Origin of the sequence: Gottfriedia acidiceleris (assembly GCF_050457485.1) — a bacterium.
GTDB classification, from domain to species: domain Bacteria; phylum Bacillota; class Bacilli; order Bacillales; family Bacillaceae_G; genus Gottfriedia; species Gottfriedia acidiceleris_D.
Genome location: NZ_JBCMJM010000008.1, coordinates 408,141 through 429,136, shown reverse-complemented (window position 1 = coordinate 429,136; position 20,996 = coordinate 408,141). Strand labels below are relative to the sequence as shown.

The window sequence follows — 20,996 nt, the reverse complement described above, 5'->3', positions numbered from 1 at the left end:
TGTGAAACTAACTTCCTCATAGAGGGTTCATGGGGAAGAAAAACAGTAAAAATGTGAAACTAACTTACTCATAAAGGGTTCATGAGGAAGTAGAACAGTAAAAATGTGAAACTAACTTACTCATAAAGGGTTCATGAGGAAGTAAAACAGTAAAAAGAAGAAGCTAACTTCCTCATAAAGGGTTCATGAGGAAGTAAAACAGTAAAAATGTGAAACTAACTTCCTCATAAAGGGTTCATAAGGAAGAAAAACAGTAAAAATGTGAAACTAACTTCCTCATAACAGGTTCATGAGGAAGAAAAACAGTAAAAAGGTGAAGCTAACTTCCTCATAAAGGGTTAATGAGGAAGAAAAACAGTAAAAATGTGAAACTAACTTCCTCATAAATGGTTCATGAGGAAGTAAAACAGTAAAAATGTGAAACTAACTTCCTCATAAAGGGTTCATGAGGAAGTATAACAGTGCCTAAAGGTATCTTTTCCGTGATTAATAAATTGATTGGAACGGATGTGCTCGACTCCTTTAGGAGATGCGGGAAGCTTAAGACCCCATAGGCTCACGGATGAGGCTCAAGAATCATGCCCGATGGAACGCGAGCATCCTGTAGCAACAACACTAATAACGAGAGAGTAATTAGTAAAAATACCTTAAAAATATGTAAATATACTAAAATCAAAATATTTCAAACACACTTATAATTAAAATAGAATCAAAATTTAATGTGGGATGGAAGGGTGAGTATATTGTCAAAATCGTATTGGTTAACAAATGTGAGTCTGGAAAATGGTTTTACTTATAATGACAATGAAGTTATCAACGGAACTGCAACTGGAAAGTACAATGTTAAAATTGAAAATGGAAAAATTGCTTCTATTCAATTAGTTAGTGATTTAATTACAGATCAATTGCCTCAATATGATGTGCAAGGCCTTCTAATGGTTCCTTCATTTAAAGAAATGCATATTCATATTGATAAAACTTATTATGGTGGACCATGGAAAGCGTGTATGCCAGCAACAAATGGTGTAAAAACACGTATTGAAGAAGAGCAAATTTTATTACCAAAATTATTGCCAACTGCTAAAGAAAGAGCAGAAAAGATGCTAGATCTATTATTAAGTTACGGTACGACTCACATTCGTACACATTGTAATATTGATCCAGTTATCGGATTAAAAAACTTAGAAGCAACGCTGCAAGCTTTAGAAGGATATAAAGATAAATTAACACATGAAATTGTAGCATTTCCACAACACGGACTATTAAGAAGTCACTCTGTCGAACTAGTAAGAGAAGCAATGAAATATGGAGCAAATCTAGTAGGTGGAGTTGATCCAGCTTCAATCGATGAAAACATCGAACGTTCTCTTGAGACAATTATGGAAATAGCAGTTGGATCAAATTCTGATATCGATGTTCATTTACATGATCCAGATCATCTTGGATTATTTACAATGCAAAGATTAGCGACATTAACTGAAAAAGCAGGATGGCAAGGAAGAGTTACAGTAAGTCATGCAAGTGGTTTAGCAGATCTTTCTGTTCCAGATGCTACTGCGATTGCTGAGAGATTTGCTGATTTAGGAATTTCAATTACTTCTACGGTTCCAATTTTTAGAACAATTCCAATTCCTTTACTAAGTGAAAAAGGTGTAAAAGTTGAACTAGGTAATGATAGCATTACAGATCATTGGACGCCATTTGGAATTGGAGATAATCTTGAAAAAGTTGGACGACTTGCTGAAAGATTTAGATATATTGAAGAAAAAACACTTGCTAATAGTCTTGGATTTATTACAGGCGGAGTAACTCCTTTAAATAATGAAGGTGAAAGAGCATGGCCAAATGTAGGAGATGAAGCAAACATCGTACTTGTAGAGGCTACTTGCTCAGCTGAAGCAGTTGCGAGACGAGCAAAACGAGCTGCAGTTATTTTTAAAGGTAATGTTGTAAGTGGTTCAATTTCAAATCTTGAATCAACAACAGTTTAAGTTTTATTAAAGAGAGTGATGAGATGAATCAATCATATTGGCTTAAGAATGTAAAACTTGATAGTGGATTTGTATTTGAAGATGGAAAAATTGATCGTACTGAGACGACTCTTTACAATTTACTAATTAATGATGGGAAAATTGAACAATTACAATTGGCTAATTTTCCATTACAAACAGATCTACCAGTTCAGGACGCAAAAAATTTACTGGCTTTACCGGCTTTTAAAGAAATGCATAATCATTTAGATAAGACTTATCTTGGACTTCCTTGGAAGGCTTGTATTCCTGCTGCAAATTTAGTAGAGAGATTAAACTTAGAAGCAGCTGAACTTGTTGAACTAGCTGAAACAGGTCAACATCGTGCTGAACAAATGCTTCATCTATTATTAAAAGGTGGCGCAACCCATGTTCGATCACATGTTAATATTGATCCGTACATTGGCTTAAAAAATTTAGAAGAAATTCAAAAAGCACTTTATACGTATAAAGATAAAATGACCCACGAAATTGTTGCCTTTCCTCAGCATGGATTACTTCGCACAAATAGTAAATCATTTATGAAAACAGCGATGAGAGAGGGAGCAACGATTGTCGGAGGATTAGATCCTGGTGGTATTGATCAAAATATTGAACTTTCATTATTTGAAATGGTTGATCTAGCAGTACAGTTTGATGCTGATATAGATATTCATATTCATGACCCAGGCCATCTTGGTTTTTATACAATTCAAAAACTAGTTTCATTTATTGAACAAGCTGGTTGGTATAATCGCGTAGCAGTAAGTCATGCATTTGCGCTAGGTGACGTACCGCAAAATGAATCAGTTGAAATGGCTAGCAAACTAGCAAATTTAGGCGTATCAATTATGTCGACTGTTCCGATTAACAGAGTAATGCCTCCTGTTGATTTACTACATTCAAAAGGTGTACAAGTTGCTTTAGGTTGTGATGGATTCTATGATTCCTGGTCTCCACATGGAACAGGAGATATGTTAGAAAAAGCAGGTAGATTAGCTGAGAGATATAATTGGAAAGATGAATACGGACTATCTCAAACATTGCAATTTATTACAGGTGGGATAAGGACTCTTGATGAAAAGGGTAACCAGTTATGGCCAAATGTAGGTGATGAAGCAAGCATGGTTTTAGTAGATGCATCATGTTCTGCTGAGGCTGTAGCAAGACGTGCAAAACGTGCTGCTGTAATTGCTAATGGAAATATTGTTTATGGTGGACTGAATTACGAATCAGCTTTGAAATAAAGTAACAATTGATTACAAGAAGGGGTGAAATTCATGAAATCTAGCTATTGGTTAAAAAATGCTCGATTAGAAACTGGATTTGAAAAAGAAGACGGAAAAGTGGTCGGTACTGCTACTGAATTATTTCATCTTTTTATTGAAAATGGAAAGATCACTCGGATAACAAAAGAAGAAACGGATATTACTAGTGAATTTACTGTTCAAGATGCAGAAGGTTTACTAGTTTTACCTTCATTTATTGAAAAGCATGTACATCTTGATAAAACGTTAATGGGTGATGTATGGAGAGCTTGTACTCCAACTTCTAGTGTGATTGAACGTTTTGAATATGAAAAAATGGCCTTACCGACAATTGCATCAAGTACTAAGGAGCGGGCAGAAGCTTTACTTGAAATTCTTTTAGCTTCAGGCTCTACACATGTGAGAACGCATGTTGATATTTACCCAGAGGTTGGAATAAGAAATTTAGAACAAGTTGAACAAGCATTAACTAATTATTCGAACCGACTTAGCTCCGAAGTTGTTGCATTTGCTCAGCATGGTTTATTAAGATCAAATGCGTTCAATTATGTGAGAGAAGCATTAAGAAATGGAGCAGGAATTGTTGGCTCAGTTGATCCTGCTGTTGTAGACCAAAATATCGAAGAGTCATTATATCAGCTTTATAATTTAGCAGTTGAAGCTGATGCGGATATTGATATACATTTACATGATCCAGGTCATTTAGGAACATTTACGATGAAGCGTATAGTAGAATTTACTAAGCAAGCAGGCTGGGAAGGTAGAGTAGCAATCAGTCATGCATTTGGAATAGGTGATGTTCCAAGAGAAGAAGCAATTGACTTGGCAAACAGCTTTAGAGACGCAGGAATTTCGATTGTCACAAGTGTACCTATTAATAGACAAATGCCTCCAGTTGATTTACTAAATGAACGCGGAGTCGAGGTAGCTGTGGGTAATGATAATATTTTTGATGTTTGGTCTCCACTCGGAACAGGAGATATTCTTGAAAGAGCGGGAAGACTAGCTGAGCGCTTTAGATGGATTGATGAAGTATCACTAGCGCAAACATTAAAATATATTACAGGTGGAAAAACTCCTTTAGATATTGAAGGGAATCAAGTATGGCCAAAAATAGGTGATTCTGCAAATCTAGTTTTAGTTGACGCAAGCTGTTCGGCCGAGGCTGTTGCTAGACGCGCAAATCGAAAAGCAGTAATTTATAATGGGAAGATCGTTAGTGGTTCCTTAAGTGAAGAAAGACTGATTCGTAAATAAATAGAGCAATAAGAAAGAATTGGATAGGAAAAAGTTAAGTGGGCTTCCGCTAAACTCACTTAGCTAAGATCAAAAAAGGATGCCAAAAAAGCCTCCCCAAGGAAAATAAACATCCAAACATAGACTTTAAACTACCTAACCTGTTCGGAAAAATATGAAGCAAAGCTTTGTAAAAAGCCTAAATATTAGAAGAAAAAGGATCTCTAGAATTATCTAGATTTCCTTTTTCATTTTTTCACATAAAGAAAGGGAACTAGAAAGATTATTCGACGTCGTAGCCAATTTTAGGAATTAAGTATAAGTGCAACTACTCCTCAGTCTTCGGCTAAAGGGTCGCAGTCGACGAGTTTTCTTTAAAATAATTCGAGAAAGCAGGCTGTAAAATGGTTCGTTCTTACCTATTATTACTTTTTTGTGTAATTTGTTGGGGCAGTAATTTTATTTTTGGTTCAATACTAGTAAAAGAGTTTTCACCAATATTATTGTCAGCGTTAAGATTGTGCTTTATATTACTATTTATGGCTTTCTATGCATTAATGAAGAAAAAGTGGAAAAAGATTAAGACAAAAGATTGGTTTATGATTATTTTATTAGGGTTAATTGGTACTTGTATTAATCAATGGTCATTTTATTCCGCTTTAGAAACAACCCATCCAACAACTTCCGCATTAATACTTGCGCTTGCTCCTCTTACTACATCTTTTTTAGCTTCAATATTTTTAAAGGAAAGACTAACAAAAGGTTTTGTATTAGGTTCAATTATAGCTTTTATTGGTGTCTTTTTTGTAATTACAAACGGACAAAAGCTTCAAATTACAATTGGTTTGATTTGGATTTTTCTAACTATGCTCACGTTTTCAATTTCAATTATTATGATTAAAAAGCTAACGGTAAACTATGAATCCACCACGATTACGCTTTACGCGAATTTTATTGGTTTTGGAGGTTTATTACCGATTGCGCTTTTTTCAGAAACAACTGGGGCGTTGAGTAAGGAAACGGTGCCTTGGATACTATTAATTGTAACAGCGATTGTTATGCATGGGATTTGTACTTTAATTTGGAATCATCAAATTCAAATTGTCGGAGCGTCAAAAGCGGCTATGTTTCTTAACTTAGAACCTTTTGTTGCAATGCTAGTTGGATTGATTGTTTTAAAAAATAATATTACTTCATCTCAACTTTTCGGTGGAGCACTCATTATTATTGGTGTTTTTCTTTCAACTTCATTAAAATGGAAAAAGGCGATTAATGAGCAAGTCTATATAAAAGACACAAAGAATTTTTAAGCAAGAGGAGGAGGAAACTATGAAAAACGTTAGAGTTTCTACTACTCTTTTTTCATCGGTTCAATGGCTATTTTTTATTTTTGCGAATACGATTGTAGTCCCTATATCCATAGGAGCTGCATTTCATTTGCCTTCAGATGTTATTGAAAGTACGATCAGAAGTTCACTAATCTTTACTGGTATTGCATCCGTTTTACAAGGATGGATTGGTCATAAATATCCGGTCATGGAGGGGCATTCTGGTTTATTATGGGGAGTTATGCTGAATTTAGGTTTATCAGCCTCTGCTTTTGGGTTAAGTTATATAGAAATTGGAGGAGGAATGGCAACAGGATTTATTGCAGCAGGTATTGTTACATTACTTTTATCTGCATTCAATTTGATTTCATTTCTTCAAAGAATCTTTACCCCAATGGTTATGACAGTTTATTTATTTTTACTTTCATTCCAGCTCATATTTGTATTCTTTAAAGGAATGCTTGGAATTACGAGTAAAGGTGAAATCAGTATATCAATCAGTATACTCTCTGTATGCATCGTATTATTTGTTAGTATTTTAAAATTAAAAGGTTCTCGTATTATTAGCAATTTTTCAATATTAATTGGCATTATCGTAGGGTGGTTATTCTACTCGATTTTATTTGGATCAGATGTAAAAGAAGTAGGGGCAGCAAGTGCGCATTTTTCTTTATTCCCTTTAGGAGCACCAAATTTAGAAATAGGTATAATTGCGATTTCATTTTTTGCAGGAATTATGAATTTAAGTAATACATTTGCATCAATTAAAGCTGCGTCTGATTTATTAAAAGAAGAAGCGAGTACGAAACAATATCGCTTTTCACTATTTTTCACAGGCACCTTTACAATTATTGCTGCATTATTTGGAATTGTTCCATACACTCCATTTACATCATCACTGGGATTTTTGCAAAGTACACAAATATATGAAAGAAAACCATTCATTTATGGGGGAGCACTGCTAGCAATAATTGGCGTACTTCCACCATTAATTTCATTTTTAGCAACTATGCCTGTAACAGTTGGAAATGCGGTATTATTTGTTGCATATCTTCAATTGTTTGGAACGGCCTTTAGTAGTACAAATGGAAAAGTATTTACATCAGATACAATTTTTAGACTGGCTGCCCCAGTTTTAGTTGGGGTAAGCTTAATGAATATTGCTCCTGGTACATTTGGAAATCTACCAATGATTGTTCAACCATTTTTAACAAATGGACTAATTATGGGTGTCATTCTTTCAATTTTATTAGAGAAATCAATTAACTGGAATCAGTTTGAGAAGGTAAAAGGATAAAAAATGGCTCGAGGAAAATATCCTCGGGCCTATTTTTATTAAGAGAAATTAACTAATTTTTGAAGCTCATTTGTTAATTTAGTACTTGTATGAGTAAGCCATCTTTTTGGAACAATTAGATGCTTGCAATTCTTACTATTTAAATAGCTGTAAATAATTTGAGCTTCGTCGATTTCATCGCGGCTTACATCTTTAGAAGATTGGTTATTATTATTTTTGAAGTAATCAAGTGAATTTGAAAACATTTGTTCAATCAACTGATCAAATGAATCGTCTTCAATTTCTACCAATTCACCATGCAATATTTGTGTCCGATGGATCAGAAAGTACTTAAATTTGTTGTTTTCTAATTGTTCAATTGTAATAATATTATGATTTTGTTCAGTAAATTCGATTAGTTTTTCTTTATTAGTTAAAGACTTTACCATTTCAACCCAATCCCTGTATTTTGCTGCAGCCTCAAAATCAAATTGTTCAGATGCTGATAACATAAGCTTTTCCATTTCTTCAAGCAGACTCACGTCAGTACGATTAAGAAAACGAATAATTTTATCAATTATCATATTGTACTCTTCAAGTGCTGATCCACCCACACAAACTCCATTACAAGTCCCTAATGAATAATTTAAACATGCGCTATTCTTAACTGCCAGATGCCCACAATTAATTTTAAAGCATTCCTTAATACCGGTAATTGCTCTTTCAACCGTACTTCTACTTGTAAAAGGACCAAATATTAATACATTTTCACTTTCAATAGGCTCGTAGCTAATTTCAAATGAAGGAACTTTTTTATTTAAGTTGATAACTAAGTAAATAAAAGATTGTGGACTTTTCATCATACGATTATACATTGGTTTAATTTCTTTAATTAAATGACACTCAAGCATGAATGCATCGAATTCAGTATCAGTCAATAAATAGTCAAAATCCTTTAAATGAGTTACCAGTTTTTTCACTTTTGGTGAATGTCCCTTTGAATTTTGAAAATAAGATTGAACGCGTTTTTTTAAGCTTTTAGCTTTTCCGACATAAAGGATTTGACCTTTTGAATCTTTCATTAAATAAACGCCAGGGGATAACGGCAGATTTTTTATTTTTTCTTGTAGATTAATAGTAGTTCATCCCTTTTCTTGTAAGTATAATCCCATTTTAACATGAGAAATGAATTAAAAGTCAGCACAATTATGTGGAATAACTTCAACAAAACTTTATATAAAAAACATAATTTAAAGTCTTTAATACACGCATAAAAGAACGACTACACGCGTAAAAATTGACTACAGATGATTTAAAGGAGAAGTGATCTTGATGAAAACGATCTATACGACATCCTCTTTCTCCAATTGGATTCTAGCTTGTATTGTTAATGTATTAATAATTTGGTTATGCAGTTTATTTGCTCATTTAGTCAACTGGAAGTATGCTGACATGGGATTCTTCCTATATTTTGTCATTCTAGTATTCTATATTATTTGTTTAAAACTGAATGAAGGATTCCCAGCACTTTTTCGGAAATTTGTACTCCGCAAAAAATTCGATTTAGTTAAAGTATCTGCTTATGAAGTAACTATTATTCTAGTAGCTATTTTTCACGTAGTAAGAGCGATTGTGATTTATAGGGATGCTCTTAGTGCCGTATTTTGATTCAATCTAATTGACCTTCATAAAAAACGAGGGAATCCTAACAGTCTAACTACTTAGGAGAACCCTCTTTTTTTATTTTAATAGAAAAAAGGTTTTAAAAACTTTAAATAAAGAACAGTGACAAATTGTAAATTATATTAGGGGATCGGGTATTTTGACCTGAAAGTTGGACGATTGCAGACACCTTCAATGTAAAGATGCTTTTATTTTTACTAAAACGAATAAAAAATTCGTAAAATCCGTTAATTTTGGATGGATTATACCAACTACAATAATAAACTCAGCTGAGATGTCTCAATTACTGTTCAAGACAATAATATATTGTACCTCCCCACAATAAATTTTTAGATAAGGATCATAATTACTATATAATCTTCATAGGTGATGAAAATGTTTTTAAAAAAAATTACACTTTTGCGCGATGATATTAATTCTTTTAACCAATATCCGTTTTCAATTCCTTCAATTAAATCTTTTGATGAATTGAACCTAAGAAGTAATGTAACCTTTTTTGTAGGTGAAAATGGTTCTGGAAAGTCTACTTTATTGGAAGCAATTGCTGATAAATGTGATTTTAATACAGCAGGTGGGGGACGTCATAATAATTATGAAGTTTTTGCATCTGAGTCACAGCTTGGAAATTACATTAGACTTTCTTGGTTGCCGAAAATTTCGAATGGATTTTTCTTACGAGCGGAGTCATTTTATAATTTTGCTACTTACTTAGATGAATTAGATGCTCCAGCAAATGAAAAATATGGTAGCTACGGAGGACAGTCTCTCCATAATCAATCACATGGGGAATCATTTTTGTCCCTGTTTTTAAATCGCTTTAATGAAATGGCAATCTATTTGTTAGATGAGCCAGAGGCAGCGTTGTCTCCAGCTAGGCAATTAACATTTTTAAAAATAATTCATGATTTAGTCGAAAACGAAAATTCACAGTTCATTATCGCAACGCATTCTCCAATTCTTCTTGGTTATCCAAATGCAGATATTTTAAGCTTTGATCATGGAGAAATTTCTAGAATTGATTATGAAAATACAGATCACTATCAAATTACTAAATATTTTTTACAAAACAGGGAAAAGTTATTAAGTGATTTGTTACGTGATGATGAGTTTTTTGTTATTTTTGCTCTATTAATTCATTTGGTAATATAAATTGTCCATTTTCGTCAGCATGGAGATTAACAACTTTAAAAACAGCATCTAAATTTAATGGTCCATAAATATGAGGAAATAATTGCCCGAAGTTTTCAGTATCTTCATAGACTATTTTTGATTTTGTTTTTTCCTCATTAATACAAAGTATTTTCAAATCAGTTGCACCTTTAAAGAATAAGTTTGCGATTTCAACAGTTTGCTTGAGGGTTGAACAATGGATAAAGCCTTCGTTGTTTAAACTATCAGGTGAATATTCACCTGAATTATTTGCATTTTGCCAGTCTTTGTTTCCAATAATATGTAAAATCATTTTGGGTCTCCTTTAATAATTACTCAAAGTATAATTTAATTTTTCTCTTCATATCTTCTTTATTTTCCGCAAATTGTTTATGGCGATGCCCATTCCCGCCAGATGTATGGGGAAATCCGTATAAAATGGAGTCCGAATTTAAATAATCATTCGTTGTTAAATAGGTTAAAACTTTTGAAACATTAACTCCTAATGGGATAATGAGAGGATGTTCTAGTCTTGTGATTTCTTCCGCAAAGTTATTAACAATATACTTTTTAAGTAGATCGGTTCTTAAAATATTCGGAGTTGAACCATTATAGTTTTTTCCTTTATAAAAAACAGGGTATTTAATGACAGAGGTCGTTTGTACTAAATGACTTGCTATACTAAAAAGTTCGCTAGTTGAATTTAATTTAAGATAATGATGTAATTCCAATTCATCTAACATAGCAATTAAATTTTTTCGCATCGGTCCTTCAAAGCTAGAATTCTTTTTTACTTCATGTAAAATTTCTTCCTCATCCATTCCTTCGTCTTTAAGTCTAATGACAGTAGAATAAGATTGTTTCATTTGATGTAAGCCGGGTGTAATTCCAACTATGATGACTTTAGCTCGCTCATTAATGTACTCAAAAGGAGCATAATAAATTTCTATATTTTTCATTTCATCTTTATCTACTAGAAATTTTTCACTTTTTAATGTACCAGTTTCAAGTGAAGGAGATAAAGAGGATATTAACGTTTTATATTTGGTAAATTTTGAATTGGCTAAAATCGCCATATTTTTTTCCTCCATCACAACTATTTATAGTTCATTGTATCGAAAGTTCTCCGTGAAATCCAACTATCTCCCAATTAGCCTTTCAAGTATAAATTAAGTCATTTTTGATAAAACTGATTAGCTGATAGTAAGCTGGAAATTTATGAAAGGATGGAAGATTTAAGTGGATTATTCTAATGAACAAAAGAAGCGTTTAAGAAAATATAATTTACGTTCTTCCGTTATTCATACTGAAGGAAATTTAATAGAAAACCTTAACATTATCCAGAGAATCTTTCCTACCTCTGATTTAGTAACAAAAGACTTAATAATTCGAGATAAGCAGGCTGTGCTTTGCTATTTGTCTAGTATTGCCGATGAACAAAAAATCTCTCAATTTATTAATACAATAAGTTCAAATACAGAAGAAATAGAATTATTCATATCGAATAATACGGTTCGTACTAATCAAATCTTAGAGATTGAAACAGTAATATTGGATGGTAAAAGTATTCTCCTTGTAGAAGGCGATCCAGCTGCATTTGTTTATTCAACTGGAAAATTGCCACAAAGAGCCTATACACCTCCAAGTATTGATAATTCTTTAAGAGGTTCAAAAATATCCTTTGTTGAAACTGATCAAGCAAATATTGCTTTACTTCGCAGATTTATTAAAAGCCGTGATTTTCAAATTAAGCAAGTTGAAATCGGGAATGAGAATAAAAGTATCGTATCAATAGCGTATATTGATGGTTTAGTAGATGAAGATTTACTATCTGGTGTAGAACAAGATATTTCAAAAATAAAACTTGATTCTGTTATAAATGCAAACCATTTAGCGCAATTAATGGAAAGGAACCCATTTTCTCCTTTTCCTCAATATTTTACAACAGAAAGGCCGGATGTTGCAGCTACGACATTACTTGAAGGAAAAGTGGTTTTAATCGTAGACCGATCTTCTGAGGTTATTATTTTACCGATTAATTTTGCAATATTTTTTAAAACGATTGATGATTATTCAGCAAGAGCGATGGTGGCTTCATTTAATCGTATACTTAGAGTAGTTGCATTCTTTTTAACAATCTTTTTGCCGGGAATCTATATTGCAATTATTTCATTTAATTATGAGATCGTTCCTTTAAAATTACTACTATCAATTGGGGAATCTAGGGCAAAGGTTCCATTTGATCCTTTATTTGAAGCCATAGTTATGGAGATAACCTTAGAAATGTTAAGAGAAGCAGCAATTAGGCTACCAGCACCTATTAGTACAACAGTTGGCATTGTAGGCGGGATTGTGATCGGGCAAGCAGCGGTACAAGCAGGAATCGTTAGTAATATTATGGTAATCGTCGTAGCTTTAACTGCTATTTCATCATTTATTATTCCAAACTATGAAATGGCATCTAGTTTACGAGTCATTCGATTTCCAATTATGATTATGGCATCATTATTTGGTTTAATCGGTTTGATTGTAAGTACAATGATTCTCATGATCCATGGTTTGAGCTTATCTAGCTATAACAAACCTTATACATTGCCATTTTCCCCAATCAATCGTGATGCATTTAAAGATACAATCATAAGAGTACCTTTAAACTATCTTTGGAAAAAACAAAATAAACGTAATGAAGAATGAATGTTAGAAGGGATTCTTTCATGATAATTACGAAGTCAAAAATTACACAATTTCAATTTATTTTAATGATTTTTGGTATTCAAGTAGGGATTGGAATGTTGTCACTTCCTAGAGAACTAGCTCTAAAAGGAGGTACTAGTAGTTGGATTGCAATTCTTTTTGGAGGGATAATTTCTACTTTAATTAGCATTGTATTTGTTAAATTAAGAGAGAAGGCTCCTAATTTAAACTACATAGGTTTTTTTACTTTTTATCTAGGAAAAATTATTGGATCAATCGTAGTTTTGTTACAAGCAATTTATTTTCTATATGGAGGATATCTCGCATTAGTTAGAGCGATTTTATATATTCAATCCTACATACTTCAAGAAACAAGAACTTATATTTTATTAGTGTTATTTCTTTTTCCAACATATCAGCTAATAAGTGGAGGAATTCATTTAATTGCAAAATATATAGAAGCAATTTTTCCAATTGCTTGTTTTACCTTATTCATGCTGCTATTCACGCTTAAAGATGCTGATATAAATTTTATTTTACCAATTATTAAGAATGGCTGGATGCCGATTTTTAAGACAATTCCATTAACGGCGACTTCATTTCTAGGCATTGAATTAATTCTAGTTTATTATCCATATTTAAAATCGAAGGAAAAGGCGATAAAAGGCGTTATTATTGGAAATGCTTTAACGACTTTTACCTACGTTTTTGTAACAATTATTTGTTTTGTTATTTATAGTCCTTATGAAATCAAAATGACATTTGAGCCAGTAATCGATATTTTAAGTGTAATTGAATTTCAATATGTTGAGAGGTTAGATTTCATTTTATTTTCATTATTTTTAATGATAATTTCGAAATCATGGGTTACGTTTATTTGGGCTGGAATGAATGGGTTATCAGAGTTATTTAAATTTAGACTATTACCTATTGTCATTATTATTCTTTTTATCATCATTATCATCCTTACATTTATTCAAGTTCCGACATTTACAAATACAACTAATCATTTACATGTTTTAATGATTTCTGGATTATACATCACGATCGGTATTCCCATATTGTTATTGGTCGGCGGTTTTATAAAAAATAGGTTAAGTAAGGTGAAAATCAATTGAAATATTTTCAAGTATGTTTGCTTAGTATTTTTTTAGTAATCGGCGTTTCAGGTTGCAGAGGGAAAGTTAATATAGAAGATGTCACATTATCGATGATTTTAGGAATCGATGTAAACGACGAAAATAAAGTAGAAGTATTTATGGCAAGTCCGGTCTTTAGTGGAGAAACAAAAGAGAAAACTGAACATTTTAACGTTCAAACTCTATCGATTAAAGAATCTAGAAATTATTTTGATACGCGTGCTAGTGGTGTTACTGGTGGGGGGAAAATTCAAGCAATCTTAATAGGGTCAAGAGTACTTGAACATAAAAATTGGTTTTCAATTATGGATATGTTTTTTCGAGATCCCAAATTTCGATTAAATGCAGATCTTATTTTTATAAATGGTCCACTTGCCGATGTTTTTAATTTAAACCCAAAAGATAAACCACCGTTACCAATCTATATTCCTCAATTAATACAAACAGCAGATTTTCGAAATGTTGCTTTCAGAACGTCTATACGACAGTTTCATCGAATGTATTATGAAAAGGGGATTACACCTCTTGTACCTGAACTAGCAATACAAGGAGAACATTTAGTAGTCAATGGGACAACTTTATTAACCAAAAATAATTTGTATAATCGAACCTTATCAATGAATGAAACACAACTGTTAAAAATTTTAAAAGATCATTTAGAGGGACAATTAGTTATTGCATTGGAGCTTAAAAAATTTAAAAAAGATGTAGATGATGTCTTTACAGATGAAGAAACTAGTTTTTATATTAGAGATGTAAAGCGAAAAATCGATAAAAAATATTCTAATGGTCATTATAGTTTTAATGTAAATTTGACAATGCCAATCATGTTTACAGAATCTCCAATAGGATTGACGAATTCATCGGAAGCTATATTAAAAAAAGCGATAGAAAAAAAATTACAAAAAGAACTAAATGATTTAGTCCATTCTTTTCAAAAAGATAAAGTTGATCCAGTCGGATTTGGCATCTTTGCTCATTCATTTCAATATTCTGATTGGGAAAAAAATGAGAATCATTGGCTTAATACATATCAAAAATCAAATATAAAAGTAAAAGTTAAAATTATTGTTATAGATAAAGGAATAACGATGTAAACTTAGAAAACCCACCAAAAATGAAGTGCCCCCCAAATGTTAGACACGTCTAACATTTGGAGGTGCATTTTTTATGACAAAATTTACTACTGAACATAAATTAGCGGTAGTTAAACGATATTTAGAAGGCAAAGAAAGTTTTCACTCCATTGGTAAGTTATTTAGAACGTCCCATACTGAAGTAATAAACTGGGTAGCTCAATATAAGCAAAATGGGATTGATGGCTTGCTTAAAAAGTCATATACAAGTTATTCGGTACAGTTTAAACTAGACGTATTAAAGTATATGAATGACCATGGGACGTCACCGAATGAAGCAGCTGCAATTTTCAATATTCCTTCCCCTAGAACGATTCGTAAATGGAGGACTCAATTTGAATCACAAGGACAAGACGCCCTAGAATCAAAGAAAAAGGGGCGATCTTCCATGAAAAAAGAAACAAAGAAAACAACTCCACTTAAAGGATCAGTTGAAGAACTTCAAGCTGAAATAGAACGTTTACGCATGGAAAATGCGTATCTAAAAAAGTTGAATGCCTTAGTTCAAAACAAGGAAAAATCACGAAACAAAACAAAGTAAAAGTTGTCTGTGAATTAAGGCATGAGTTTTCGTTAAAAGAACTTCTACTGCTCGCCAGTATTCCGCGTAGAACGTACTATTATTGGATGAAAAATCTAGAACGTCCTGATCCAGACACAGAGATAAAAGTAATGATAAAAGAAATTTACGAGGAACATGAAGGTCGTTATGGCTATCGTAAAATTCGAGACGAGCTTACTAATCGTGGTTATAAAATAAATCATAAAAAAGTTCAACGACTCATGAAAGTACTAGGGATAAAATCACTTGTAAAGGTAAAGAAATATCGCTCTTACAAAGGTGAAGTGGGTAAGGTTGCCCCTAATATTTTAGATAGAAATTTCCAAGCAGATAAACCAAATAAGAAATGGGTTACAGATATTACTGAATTTAAATTATTTGGAGAAAAGCTATATTTTTCACCTATGTTGGACTTATATAACGGTGAAATAATTGCTTATACAATTGGTTCACGTCCAACTTATTCACTTGTATCAACTATGTTAGAACAGTCTCTTGAACGTTTAACAAATTCCGATATACTACTAATTCATTCAGACCAAGGCTGGCACTATCAAATGAAAAAATATCGTACTACCCTAATTAAACGTGGCATCACGCAGAGTATGTCACGAAAAGGAAACTGTTACGATAACGCAGTAATAGAAAGTTTCTTTAGTATCATGAAATCTGAACTACTTTATCTAAAAGAATTTAACAGTGTTGAACACTTTAAACAAGAACTAGCTAAATATATAGATTACTACAATAACAAACGAATTAAGGCAAAATTAAAAGGCATGAGCCCAGTAAAATACCGAGTTCATGCCCAACAAGCTGCCTAATTGAAGTAACCAGTCTAACTTTATGGGGTCACTACAAAATATTGGTGGGTTTTAAGTTTATGCGGCTGCATTTTCGAGATCTATAGCTTTTCTTTGTTTACGATCATGCAATAAATAGTAAATGACAGTCGTTGACAATACAGCAATTGCAGTTATTACGTACATCATATGGAATGATGTTTTCGCAGATACAATTCCAAGTACGTAAGAGCCAATTCCCATACCAACATCAAAAAACATAAAAAATGTCGCTGTCGCCATTCCCTTTTTAGCAGGGGCAGCAGTGTTAATCGCTAATGTTTGAAAACTAGGTACGATTGAGCCATAGCCTAGACCGATTAATGCAGCGGAAAATAAAAAGATTGTTGGTACAGTTGAAAAACTCAAGACAACTAGACCAATCGTAAATAAGATGATCCCAGGATAAACAATTATGTTTGCTCCTTTACGATCAAATAGTTTACCAGTGAAAGGTCTTGATCCTAAAATGAAAACTGCATAAACAATAAAAAAGAAACTAGTAACATCTACAAAACCTAAATTTTTTGCGTATAATGTGATAAATGAAATGATACCACTGTAACCAAAAGAGATAATTGCTGAAGTAATTGAGATTGGTAATGCTGAACGCTCAATTAATTGTGATGGTTTAATTCGAGTTTTTGCTTTTAATGTTTGTTTAGGAATCGCAATGAAAAGACCGAAAATAAGTGAAAGAATTGCGAAGAATCCACAAACAAAAAACAAAATATGGAAGGTGAAATGATTCATTAAATTAATACCAAGATAAGGACCAAATACCATTGCAAGGATCATGGATGAGCTATAATAACTCATACCTTCGCCCCTACGTGATATAGGAACTATTTCAGCAACTATTGTACCTGTTGCAGTTGTTCCTAGACCAAAAGCAATCCCTTGTGCAAAACGCAATAAAAGTAATAATGCAAAATTATTTATAAAAGGATATAAAAATGTTGTTAATGTAAAGAAAACTAATGAAATGATTAGTATTTTTCTGCGACCAATTGTATCAAGCCAGATGCCTGCAAATGGACGAATTGCAACTGAGGCGATAAGAAAGCATGTTACTACAAGACCAACTTTACTATCTTCTTGGCCTAAATTATCAATCACAAAAATCGGCAATGTCGCCATCAACGTATAAAATACTAAAAACACAAAAAATCCACTTAAGCTTACACTTAGAAAATCCTTTGTCCATAAACGCTCGTTTTTCAAACTTATTCCCCCTGTTTAGTAACCTCCGACGCTTTCATATTGTTCATCATTTTTTGAAAAACTTGAAGTGCAATATCAAGCTCTTCATCTGGTATATCTTTAATAACATCATTCTCAAATGAGATGATTTGCTCTTTCCAACTATCAAATTGATTTATAGCTTTATTAGTTAGATGAATCATTTTTTCTCTTTTATCTGTTCCTTCTTTGCGAACAATTAAGTCTAAAACTTCCATTCTGCGTAGTGTTCGTGTCAGTGTAGGTGGCTCAATATTCAAATTCGAACAAATTGTTCGTTGAGTACATGGTCCATGTAAATGGATATAATGAATAACGGACCATTGTGCCAAATACAATCCAGTAGGAACGAGATGCTCATTAAATGATTTCGAAAACTGACGTGTAGTTTGATTTAATAAAAAAAAGAAAGGCTGCTTTTTGCGCATAAAAAAGTCTCCTTGAAAAGTTAGTTAGCTAGCTAATTAAAATAGTTGTCTAGCTAATTATATTTGAACAAATTGTGAATGTCCAGTGAATGAACTTAATTAGTATAAATTGAGCATATGAGCAAATATTAAATGTAGAAAAATTTTACAAAAAAGTTAGGACGGTATTTGAGATGGCAGAAGTAATACATTCAACAAATGGGAAATCTCATAAAATGAAGATTTTACAAAGAACAATCGCTATGCTAGTTGGTTCCTTACTTGTAGCGACAGGTCTTGAAATATTTTTAGTTCCAAATGATGTTATCGATGGCGGAATAACAGGTATTTCGATTATGGTTTCCCATCTTACAGGGCTACCACTTGGCGTATTTCTTTTTGTATTAAACCTCCCTTTTTTTTATTTAGGCTATAAGCAAATAGGGAAAACTTTCGCAATTTCGACTATACTTGGCATCACTGTTCTTTCTTATTTAACAAGTATGTTTCATCATATTCCTGCTTTTACAGAAGATATATTACTTGCAACGATATTTGGAGGAATGGTTTTAGGTGTTGGAGTAGGATTAGCCATTCGATTTGGTGGAGCACTAGACGGGATTGAGATTCTAGCGATCATTATTAATAGTAAGATTCCTTTTTCCGTTGGTGAAATCATTATGGTTTTCAACTTATTTATTTTAGGAGCTGCTGGATTCATTTTTTCTTGGGATCGAGCAATGTACTCAATTATTGCATATTTAGTCGCATTTAAAACAATTGATATCGTAGTTGAAGGATTAGAACAATCAAAATCAGCATGGATTATTAGTGACAAAAGTGATGATATAGGAGAAGCAATTCTTTTTAGAATGGGCCGTGGTGTAACATACATAAATGGTACAGGAGCATACTCAGGTGAAACAACAAAAGTTATCTATTGTGTTATCACCCGATTAGAAGAAGCGGAATTAAAAACCATTGTTGATGACATTGACGCAAGTGCCTTTTTAGCAATTTCAGATATTGCAGAAGTACGTGGTGGAAGATTTAAAAAGAAAAATGTACATTAGCTTTCTGGTTAACAGAAGCATTGAAATATGAAGGAAGGTTCAGCATTATTGGACCTTCTTTCCTTTTATTATCTTGCTATTTGCTGTATTATTTAATTGATAACTGAAAATTTAGAAAACTGTTTTTGTAAATAAATTTATAATTTGATAGATTAGAAGGCTTAAAAGGAGGGAGAATTTGGATGGAGAAATTCGATGTGATTGTTGTTGGAGCAGGATTGGCTGGTTTAGTAGCAACTGCTGAGATGGCTGATGCTGGGAAAAGTGTATTGTTACTAGACCAGGAACCGAAAGCATCAATAGGTGGTCAAGCTTGGTGGTCATTTGGTGGGTTATTTTTAGTAGATTCTCCTGAGCAACGTAGGTTAGGAATTAAGGATTCGAGGGAATTAGCTTGGCAGGATTGGCTTGGAACAGCAGGATTTGATCGAGAAGATGAGGATTATTGGGGAAAGAAATGGGCAGAGGCATATGTCGAGTTTGCATCAGGTGAGAAGAGGCGATGGCTTTATGACATGGGGGTGAGATTTTTTCCAATCGTTGGATGGGCTGAACGTGGTGGATACCTTGCAGAAGGGCATGGGAATTCAGTGCCCCGATTTCATGTAGTATGGGGTACAGGTCCTGGAATTGTTGCTCCTTTCGAACGAAGAGTTCGCGAACATATGAAAAAAGGTTTAGTAGAATTCAGATCCCGACATAGGGTAGATCAACTACTAACAAATGATGGATCTGTAGTCGGAGTAAGTGGTTCTTTATTAGAACCAAGTAAATCAGAGCGAGGAGAAGATAGCTCTCGCGAAGTAATTGGTGACTTTCAATATGGGGCAAAGGCGGTTTTAGTATCAAGTGGCGGTATTGGAGCGAACGTTGATTTAATACGCCAAAATTGGCCAAGTCGATTAGGTACCCCGCCGAAAAGGATGATATCTGGTGTACCAGCACATGTTGATGGTCGAATGCTTGCCATTACTGAAAATGCTGGTGGTCGAATTGTTAATCGTGATCGAATGTGGCATTACACTGAAGGTATAAAAAATTGGAATCCCGTATGGAGCAATCATGGAATCCGTATTCTTCCTGGACCATCATCAATTTGGTTAGATGCACGAGGACAACGCTTCCCTGCACCAAATTTTCCTGGTTTTGATACTTTAGGTACATTACAAGCCATTCAACAAACTGGTTATGATTACTCCTGGTTTATTTTAACGAAAAAAATTATTCAAAAAGAGTTTGCACTTTCAGGCTCGGAACAAAATCCTGATTTAACTGGAAAAAGCATAAAACAAGTGATGAAAAGGGCAACTTCAGGAATACCAGCACCTGTAAAAGCTTTTATGGAAAAAGGAGAGGACTTTGTCGTTGCAGACACGTTAGAAGAGCTTGTTGAAGGCATGAATAAGATAACCGGGGAAAATTTACTAAACTATGATGAAATTGAACGTCAACTGATTGCACGTGATCGTGAAATGGATAATAAATTTACGAAAGACTTACAAATTACAGCCTTAAGGGGAGCGCGAAATTATATTGGTGATAAATTAATTCGTGTTGCAACTCCTCATAAAATTTTAGACCCAAAAAACGGTCCGTTAATTGCTGTTCGTTTAAATATTGTAAGTCGTAAAACACTTGGTGGACTTCAAACAAATTTAGATGGTAATGTTTTAAATTCTTCGGGTGATGCAATTCCTGGACTATACGCCGCAGGTGAAGTTGCTGGATTCGGCGGCGGCGGCGTACACGGTTACCGTGCAATGGAAGGAACATTTTTAGGCGGTTGTTTATTTTCAGGTAGACAAGCAGGAAGAGCGATTAGTAGAGATCTAGAATAAAATCGTATTCAAAAAACTCATACCTATATTAACCAACTTTGATCGACAAACTAGTCGATCTTATTTTTTTCTTTTGTTGACTTAAACCATAGTTTAAATCGTATGATATTCATG

18 protein-coding genes are annotated in these 20,996 nt (G+C 33.3%); 13 read left to right on the top strand and 5 right to left on the bottom strand.

All coding sequences use genetic code 11. The features are described 5' to 3' along the window. Nucleotides 1-719 precede the first annotated feature (719 nt). The 5 genes from ABEY15_RS10705 to ABEY15_RS10685 all read left to right on the top strand — a co-directional run bounded on the left by ABEY15_RS10705 (nucleotide 720) and on the right by ABEY15_RS10685 (nucleotide 7,138). Nucleotides 720-1,991 (top strand): amidohydrolase family protein, encoded by a 1,272-nt coding sequence (locus tag ABEY15_RS10705; protein WP_429890057.1) that lies wholly within the window; start codon nucleotides 720-722, stop codon nucleotides 1,989-1,991. 23 nt (nucleotides 1,992-2,014) lie between these two features. Then, nucleotides 2,015-3,256 carry an amidohydrolase gene (locus tag ABEY15_RS10700; RefSeq protein ID WP_429890056.1) on the top strand — a complete coding sequence of 414 codons (1,242 nt, stop codon included), beginning with the start codon at nucleotides 2,015-2,017 and terminating at the stop codon, nucleotides 3,254-3,256. Nucleotides 3,257-3,289: 33 nt separating this feature from the next. Further along, nucleotides 3,290-4,534: an amidohydrolase gene (locus ABEY15_RS10695; protein WP_429890055.1), complete on the top strand. Its 1,245-nt coding sequence runs from the start codon at nucleotides 3,290-3,292 to the stop codon at nucleotides 4,532-4,534. A 383-nt stretch (nucleotides 4,535-4,917) separates the two neighbouring features. Then, a complete protein-coding gene (locus tag ABEY15_RS10690; protein ID WP_429890054.1) occupies nucleotides 4,918-5,823 on the top strand; it encodes a DMT family transporter in 906 nt (301 codons plus the stop codon). Between the two features lie 19 nt (nucleotides 5,824-5,842). Next, nucleotides 5,843-7,138 (top strand): uracil/xanthine transporter, encoded by a 1,296-nt coding sequence (locus ABEY15_RS10685; protein WP_429890053.1) that lies wholly within the window; start codon nucleotides 5,843-5,845, stop codon nucleotides 7,136-7,138. Between the two features lie 38 nt (nucleotides 7,139-7,176). On the opposite strand, the gene ABEY15_RS10680 is transcribed toward ABEY15_RS10685, so the two are convergent. Next, nucleotides 7,177-8,226, bottom strand: a complete 1,050-nt coding sequence (locus ABEY15_RS10680) for a GIY-YIG nuclease family protein (RefSeq protein WP_429890078.1) — start codon at nucleotides 8,224-8,226, stop codon at nucleotides 7,177-7,179. A gap of 220 nt (nucleotides 8,227-8,446) precedes the next feature. Here ABEY15_RS10680 and ABEY15_RS10675 point away from each other — a divergent pair, with 220 nt between their 5' ends. Together ABEY15_RS10675 and ABEY15_RS10670 are read left to right on the top strand one after the other, a co-directional pair. Continuing rightward, nucleotides 8,447-8,785, top strand: coding sequence for a hypothetical protein (locus ABEY15_RS10675; protein WP_429890052.1), 339 nt, complete (start codon nucleotides 8,447-8,449; stop codon nucleotides 8,783-8,785). A gap of 390 nt (nucleotides 8,786-9,175) precedes the next feature. Further along, nucleotides 9,176-9,949: an AAA family ATPase gene (locus ABEY15_RS10670; RefSeq protein ID WP_429890051.1), complete on the top strand. Its 774-nt coding sequence runs from the start codon at nucleotides 9,176-9,178 to the stop codon at nucleotides 9,947-9,949. Here the strand turns inward: ABEY15_RS10670 and ABEY15_RS10665 are convergent. After that, nucleotides 9,915-10,262 carry a DUF952 domain-containing protein gene (locus ABEY15_RS10665; protein ID WP_429890050.1) on the bottom strand — a complete coding sequence of 116 codons (348 nt, stop codon included), beginning with the start codon at nucleotides 10,260-10,262 and terminating at the stop codon, nucleotides 9,915-9,917. The genes ABEY15_RS10670 and ABEY15_RS10665 overlap by 35 nt on opposite strands. A gap of 19 nt (nucleotides 10,263-10,281) precedes the next feature. Then, complete coding sequence (locus ABEY15_RS10660) at nucleotides 10,282-11,025, bottom strand: hypothetical protein (protein ID WP_429890049.1); 744 nt, start codon at nucleotides 11,023-11,025, stop codon at nucleotides 10,282-10,284. A gap of 163 nt (nucleotides 11,026-11,188) precedes the next feature. Here ABEY15_RS10660 and ABEY15_RS10655 point away from each other — a divergent pair, with 163 nt between their 5' ends. From ABEY15_RS10655 to ABEY15_RS10640, 4 genes are all read left to right on the top strand, one after another. Next, complete coding sequence (locus ABEY15_RS10655) at nucleotides 11,189-12,643, top strand: spore germination protein (protein ID WP_429890048.1); 1,455 nt, start codon at nucleotides 11,189-11,191, stop codon at nucleotides 12,641-12,643. A 20-nt stretch (nucleotides 12,644-12,663) separates the two neighbouring features. After that, nucleotides 12,664-13,761: a GerAB/ArcD/ProY family transporter gene (locus ABEY15_RS10650; RefSeq protein ID WP_429890047.1), complete on the top strand. Its 1,098-nt coding sequence runs from the start codon at nucleotides 12,664-12,666 to the stop codon at nucleotides 13,759-13,761. Beyond that, complete coding sequence (locus ABEY15_RS10645) at nucleotides 13,758-14,879, top strand: Ger(x)C family spore germination protein (protein ID WP_429890046.1); 1,122 nt, start codon at nucleotides 13,758-13,760, stop codon at nucleotides 14,877-14,879. The genes ABEY15_RS10650 and ABEY15_RS10645 overlap by 4 nt, the downstream gene beginning before the upstream one ends. 73 nt (nucleotides 14,880-14,952) lie before the next feature. Further along, nucleotides 14,953-16,304 (top strand): IS3 family transposase gene (locus ABEY15_RS10640; RefSeq protein WP_429890045.1). Its coding sequence is split into 2 segments (ribosomal slippage): nucleotides 14,953-15,400 and nucleotides 15,400-16,304, totalling 1,353 coding nucleotides; the frame shifts between segments, so codons are not numbered across the junction. A 57-nt stretch (nucleotides 16,305-16,361) separates the two neighbouring features. Here the strand turns inward: ABEY15_RS10640 and ABEY15_RS10635 are convergent. Further along, nucleotides 16,362-17,546, bottom strand: coding sequence for an MFS transporter (locus ABEY15_RS10635; protein ID WP_429890044.1), 1,185 nt, complete (start codon nucleotides 17,544-17,546; stop codon nucleotides 16,362-16,364). A gap of 2 nt (nucleotides 17,547-17,548) precedes the next feature. Then, nucleotides 17,549-17,992, bottom strand: coding sequence for a MarR family winged helix-turn-helix transcriptional regulator (locus ABEY15_RS10630; protein ID WP_429890043.1), 444 nt, complete (start codon nucleotides 17,990-17,992; stop codon nucleotides 17,549-17,551). Nucleotides 17,993-18,165: 173 nt separating this feature from the next. Between ABEY15_RS10630 and ABEY15_RS10625 the strand changes: the two genes are divergently transcribed. Both ABEY15_RS10625 and ABEY15_RS10620 read left to right on the top strand, forming a co-directional pair. Next, complete coding sequence (locus tag ABEY15_RS10625) at nucleotides 18,166-19,044, top strand: YitT family protein (protein WP_429890042.1); 879 nt, start codon at nucleotides 18,166-18,168, stop codon at nucleotides 19,042-19,044. A 182-nt stretch (nucleotides 19,045-19,226) separates the two neighbouring features. After that, nucleotides 19,227-20,882, top strand: a complete 1,656-nt coding sequence (locus tag ABEY15_RS10620; protein ID WP_429890041.1) for an FAD-binding dehydrogenase — start codon at nucleotides 19,227-19,229, stop codon at nucleotides 20,880-20,882. Nucleotides 20,883-20,996 lie beyond the last annotated feature (114 nt).

Bases quoted from the DNA above. Each gene is read 5' to 3' on its own strand.
- ABEY15_RS10650 (WP_429890047.1), top strand. From the start codon at position 12,664: ATGATAATTACGAAGTCAAAAATTACACAATTTCAATTTATTTTAATG.
- ABEY15_RS10690 (WP_429890054.1), top strand. From the start codon at position 4,918: ATGGTTCGTTCTTACCTATTATTACTTTTTTGTGTAATTTGTTGGGGC.
- ABEY15_RS10685 (WP_429890053.1), top strand. From the start codon at position 5,843: ATGAAAAACGTTAGAGTTTCTACTACTCTTTTTTCATCGGTTCAATGG.
- ABEY15_RS10620 (WP_429890041.1), top strand. From the start codon at position 19,227: ATGGAGAAATTCGATGTGATTGTTGTTGGAGCAGGATTGGCTGGTTTA.
- ABEY15_RS10625 (WP_429890042.1), top strand. From the start codon at position 18,166: ATGGCAGAAGTAATACATTCAACAAATGGGAAATCTCATAAAATGAAG.
- ABEY15_RS10695 (WP_429890055.1), top strand. From the start codon at position 3,290: ATGAAATCTAGCTATTGGTTAAAAAATGCTCGATTAGAAACTGGATTT.
- ABEY15_RS10665 (WP_429890050.1), bottom strand. From the start codon at position 10,262: ATGATTTTACATATTATTGGAAACAAAGACTGGCAAAATGCAAATAAT.
- ABEY15_RS10630 (WP_429890043.1), bottom strand. From the start codon at position 17,992: ATGCGCAAAAAGCAGCCTTTCTTTTTTTTATTAAATCAAACTACACGT.
- ABEY15_RS10670 (WP_429890051.1), top strand. From the start codon at position 9,176: ATGTTTTTAAAAAAAATTACACTTTTGCGCGATGATATTAATTCTTTT.
- ABEY15_RS10705 (WP_429890057.1), top strand. From the start codon at position 720: ATGTGGGATGGAAGGGTGAGTATATTGTCAAAATCGTATTGGTTAACA.
- ABEY15_RS10700 (WP_429890056.1), top strand. From the start codon at position 2,015: ATGAATCAATCATATTGGCTTAAGAATGTAAAACTTGATAGTGGATTT.
- ABEY15_RS10660 (WP_429890049.1), bottom strand. From the start codon at position 11,025: ATGGCGATTTTAGCCAATTCAAAATTTACCAAATATAAAACGTTAATA.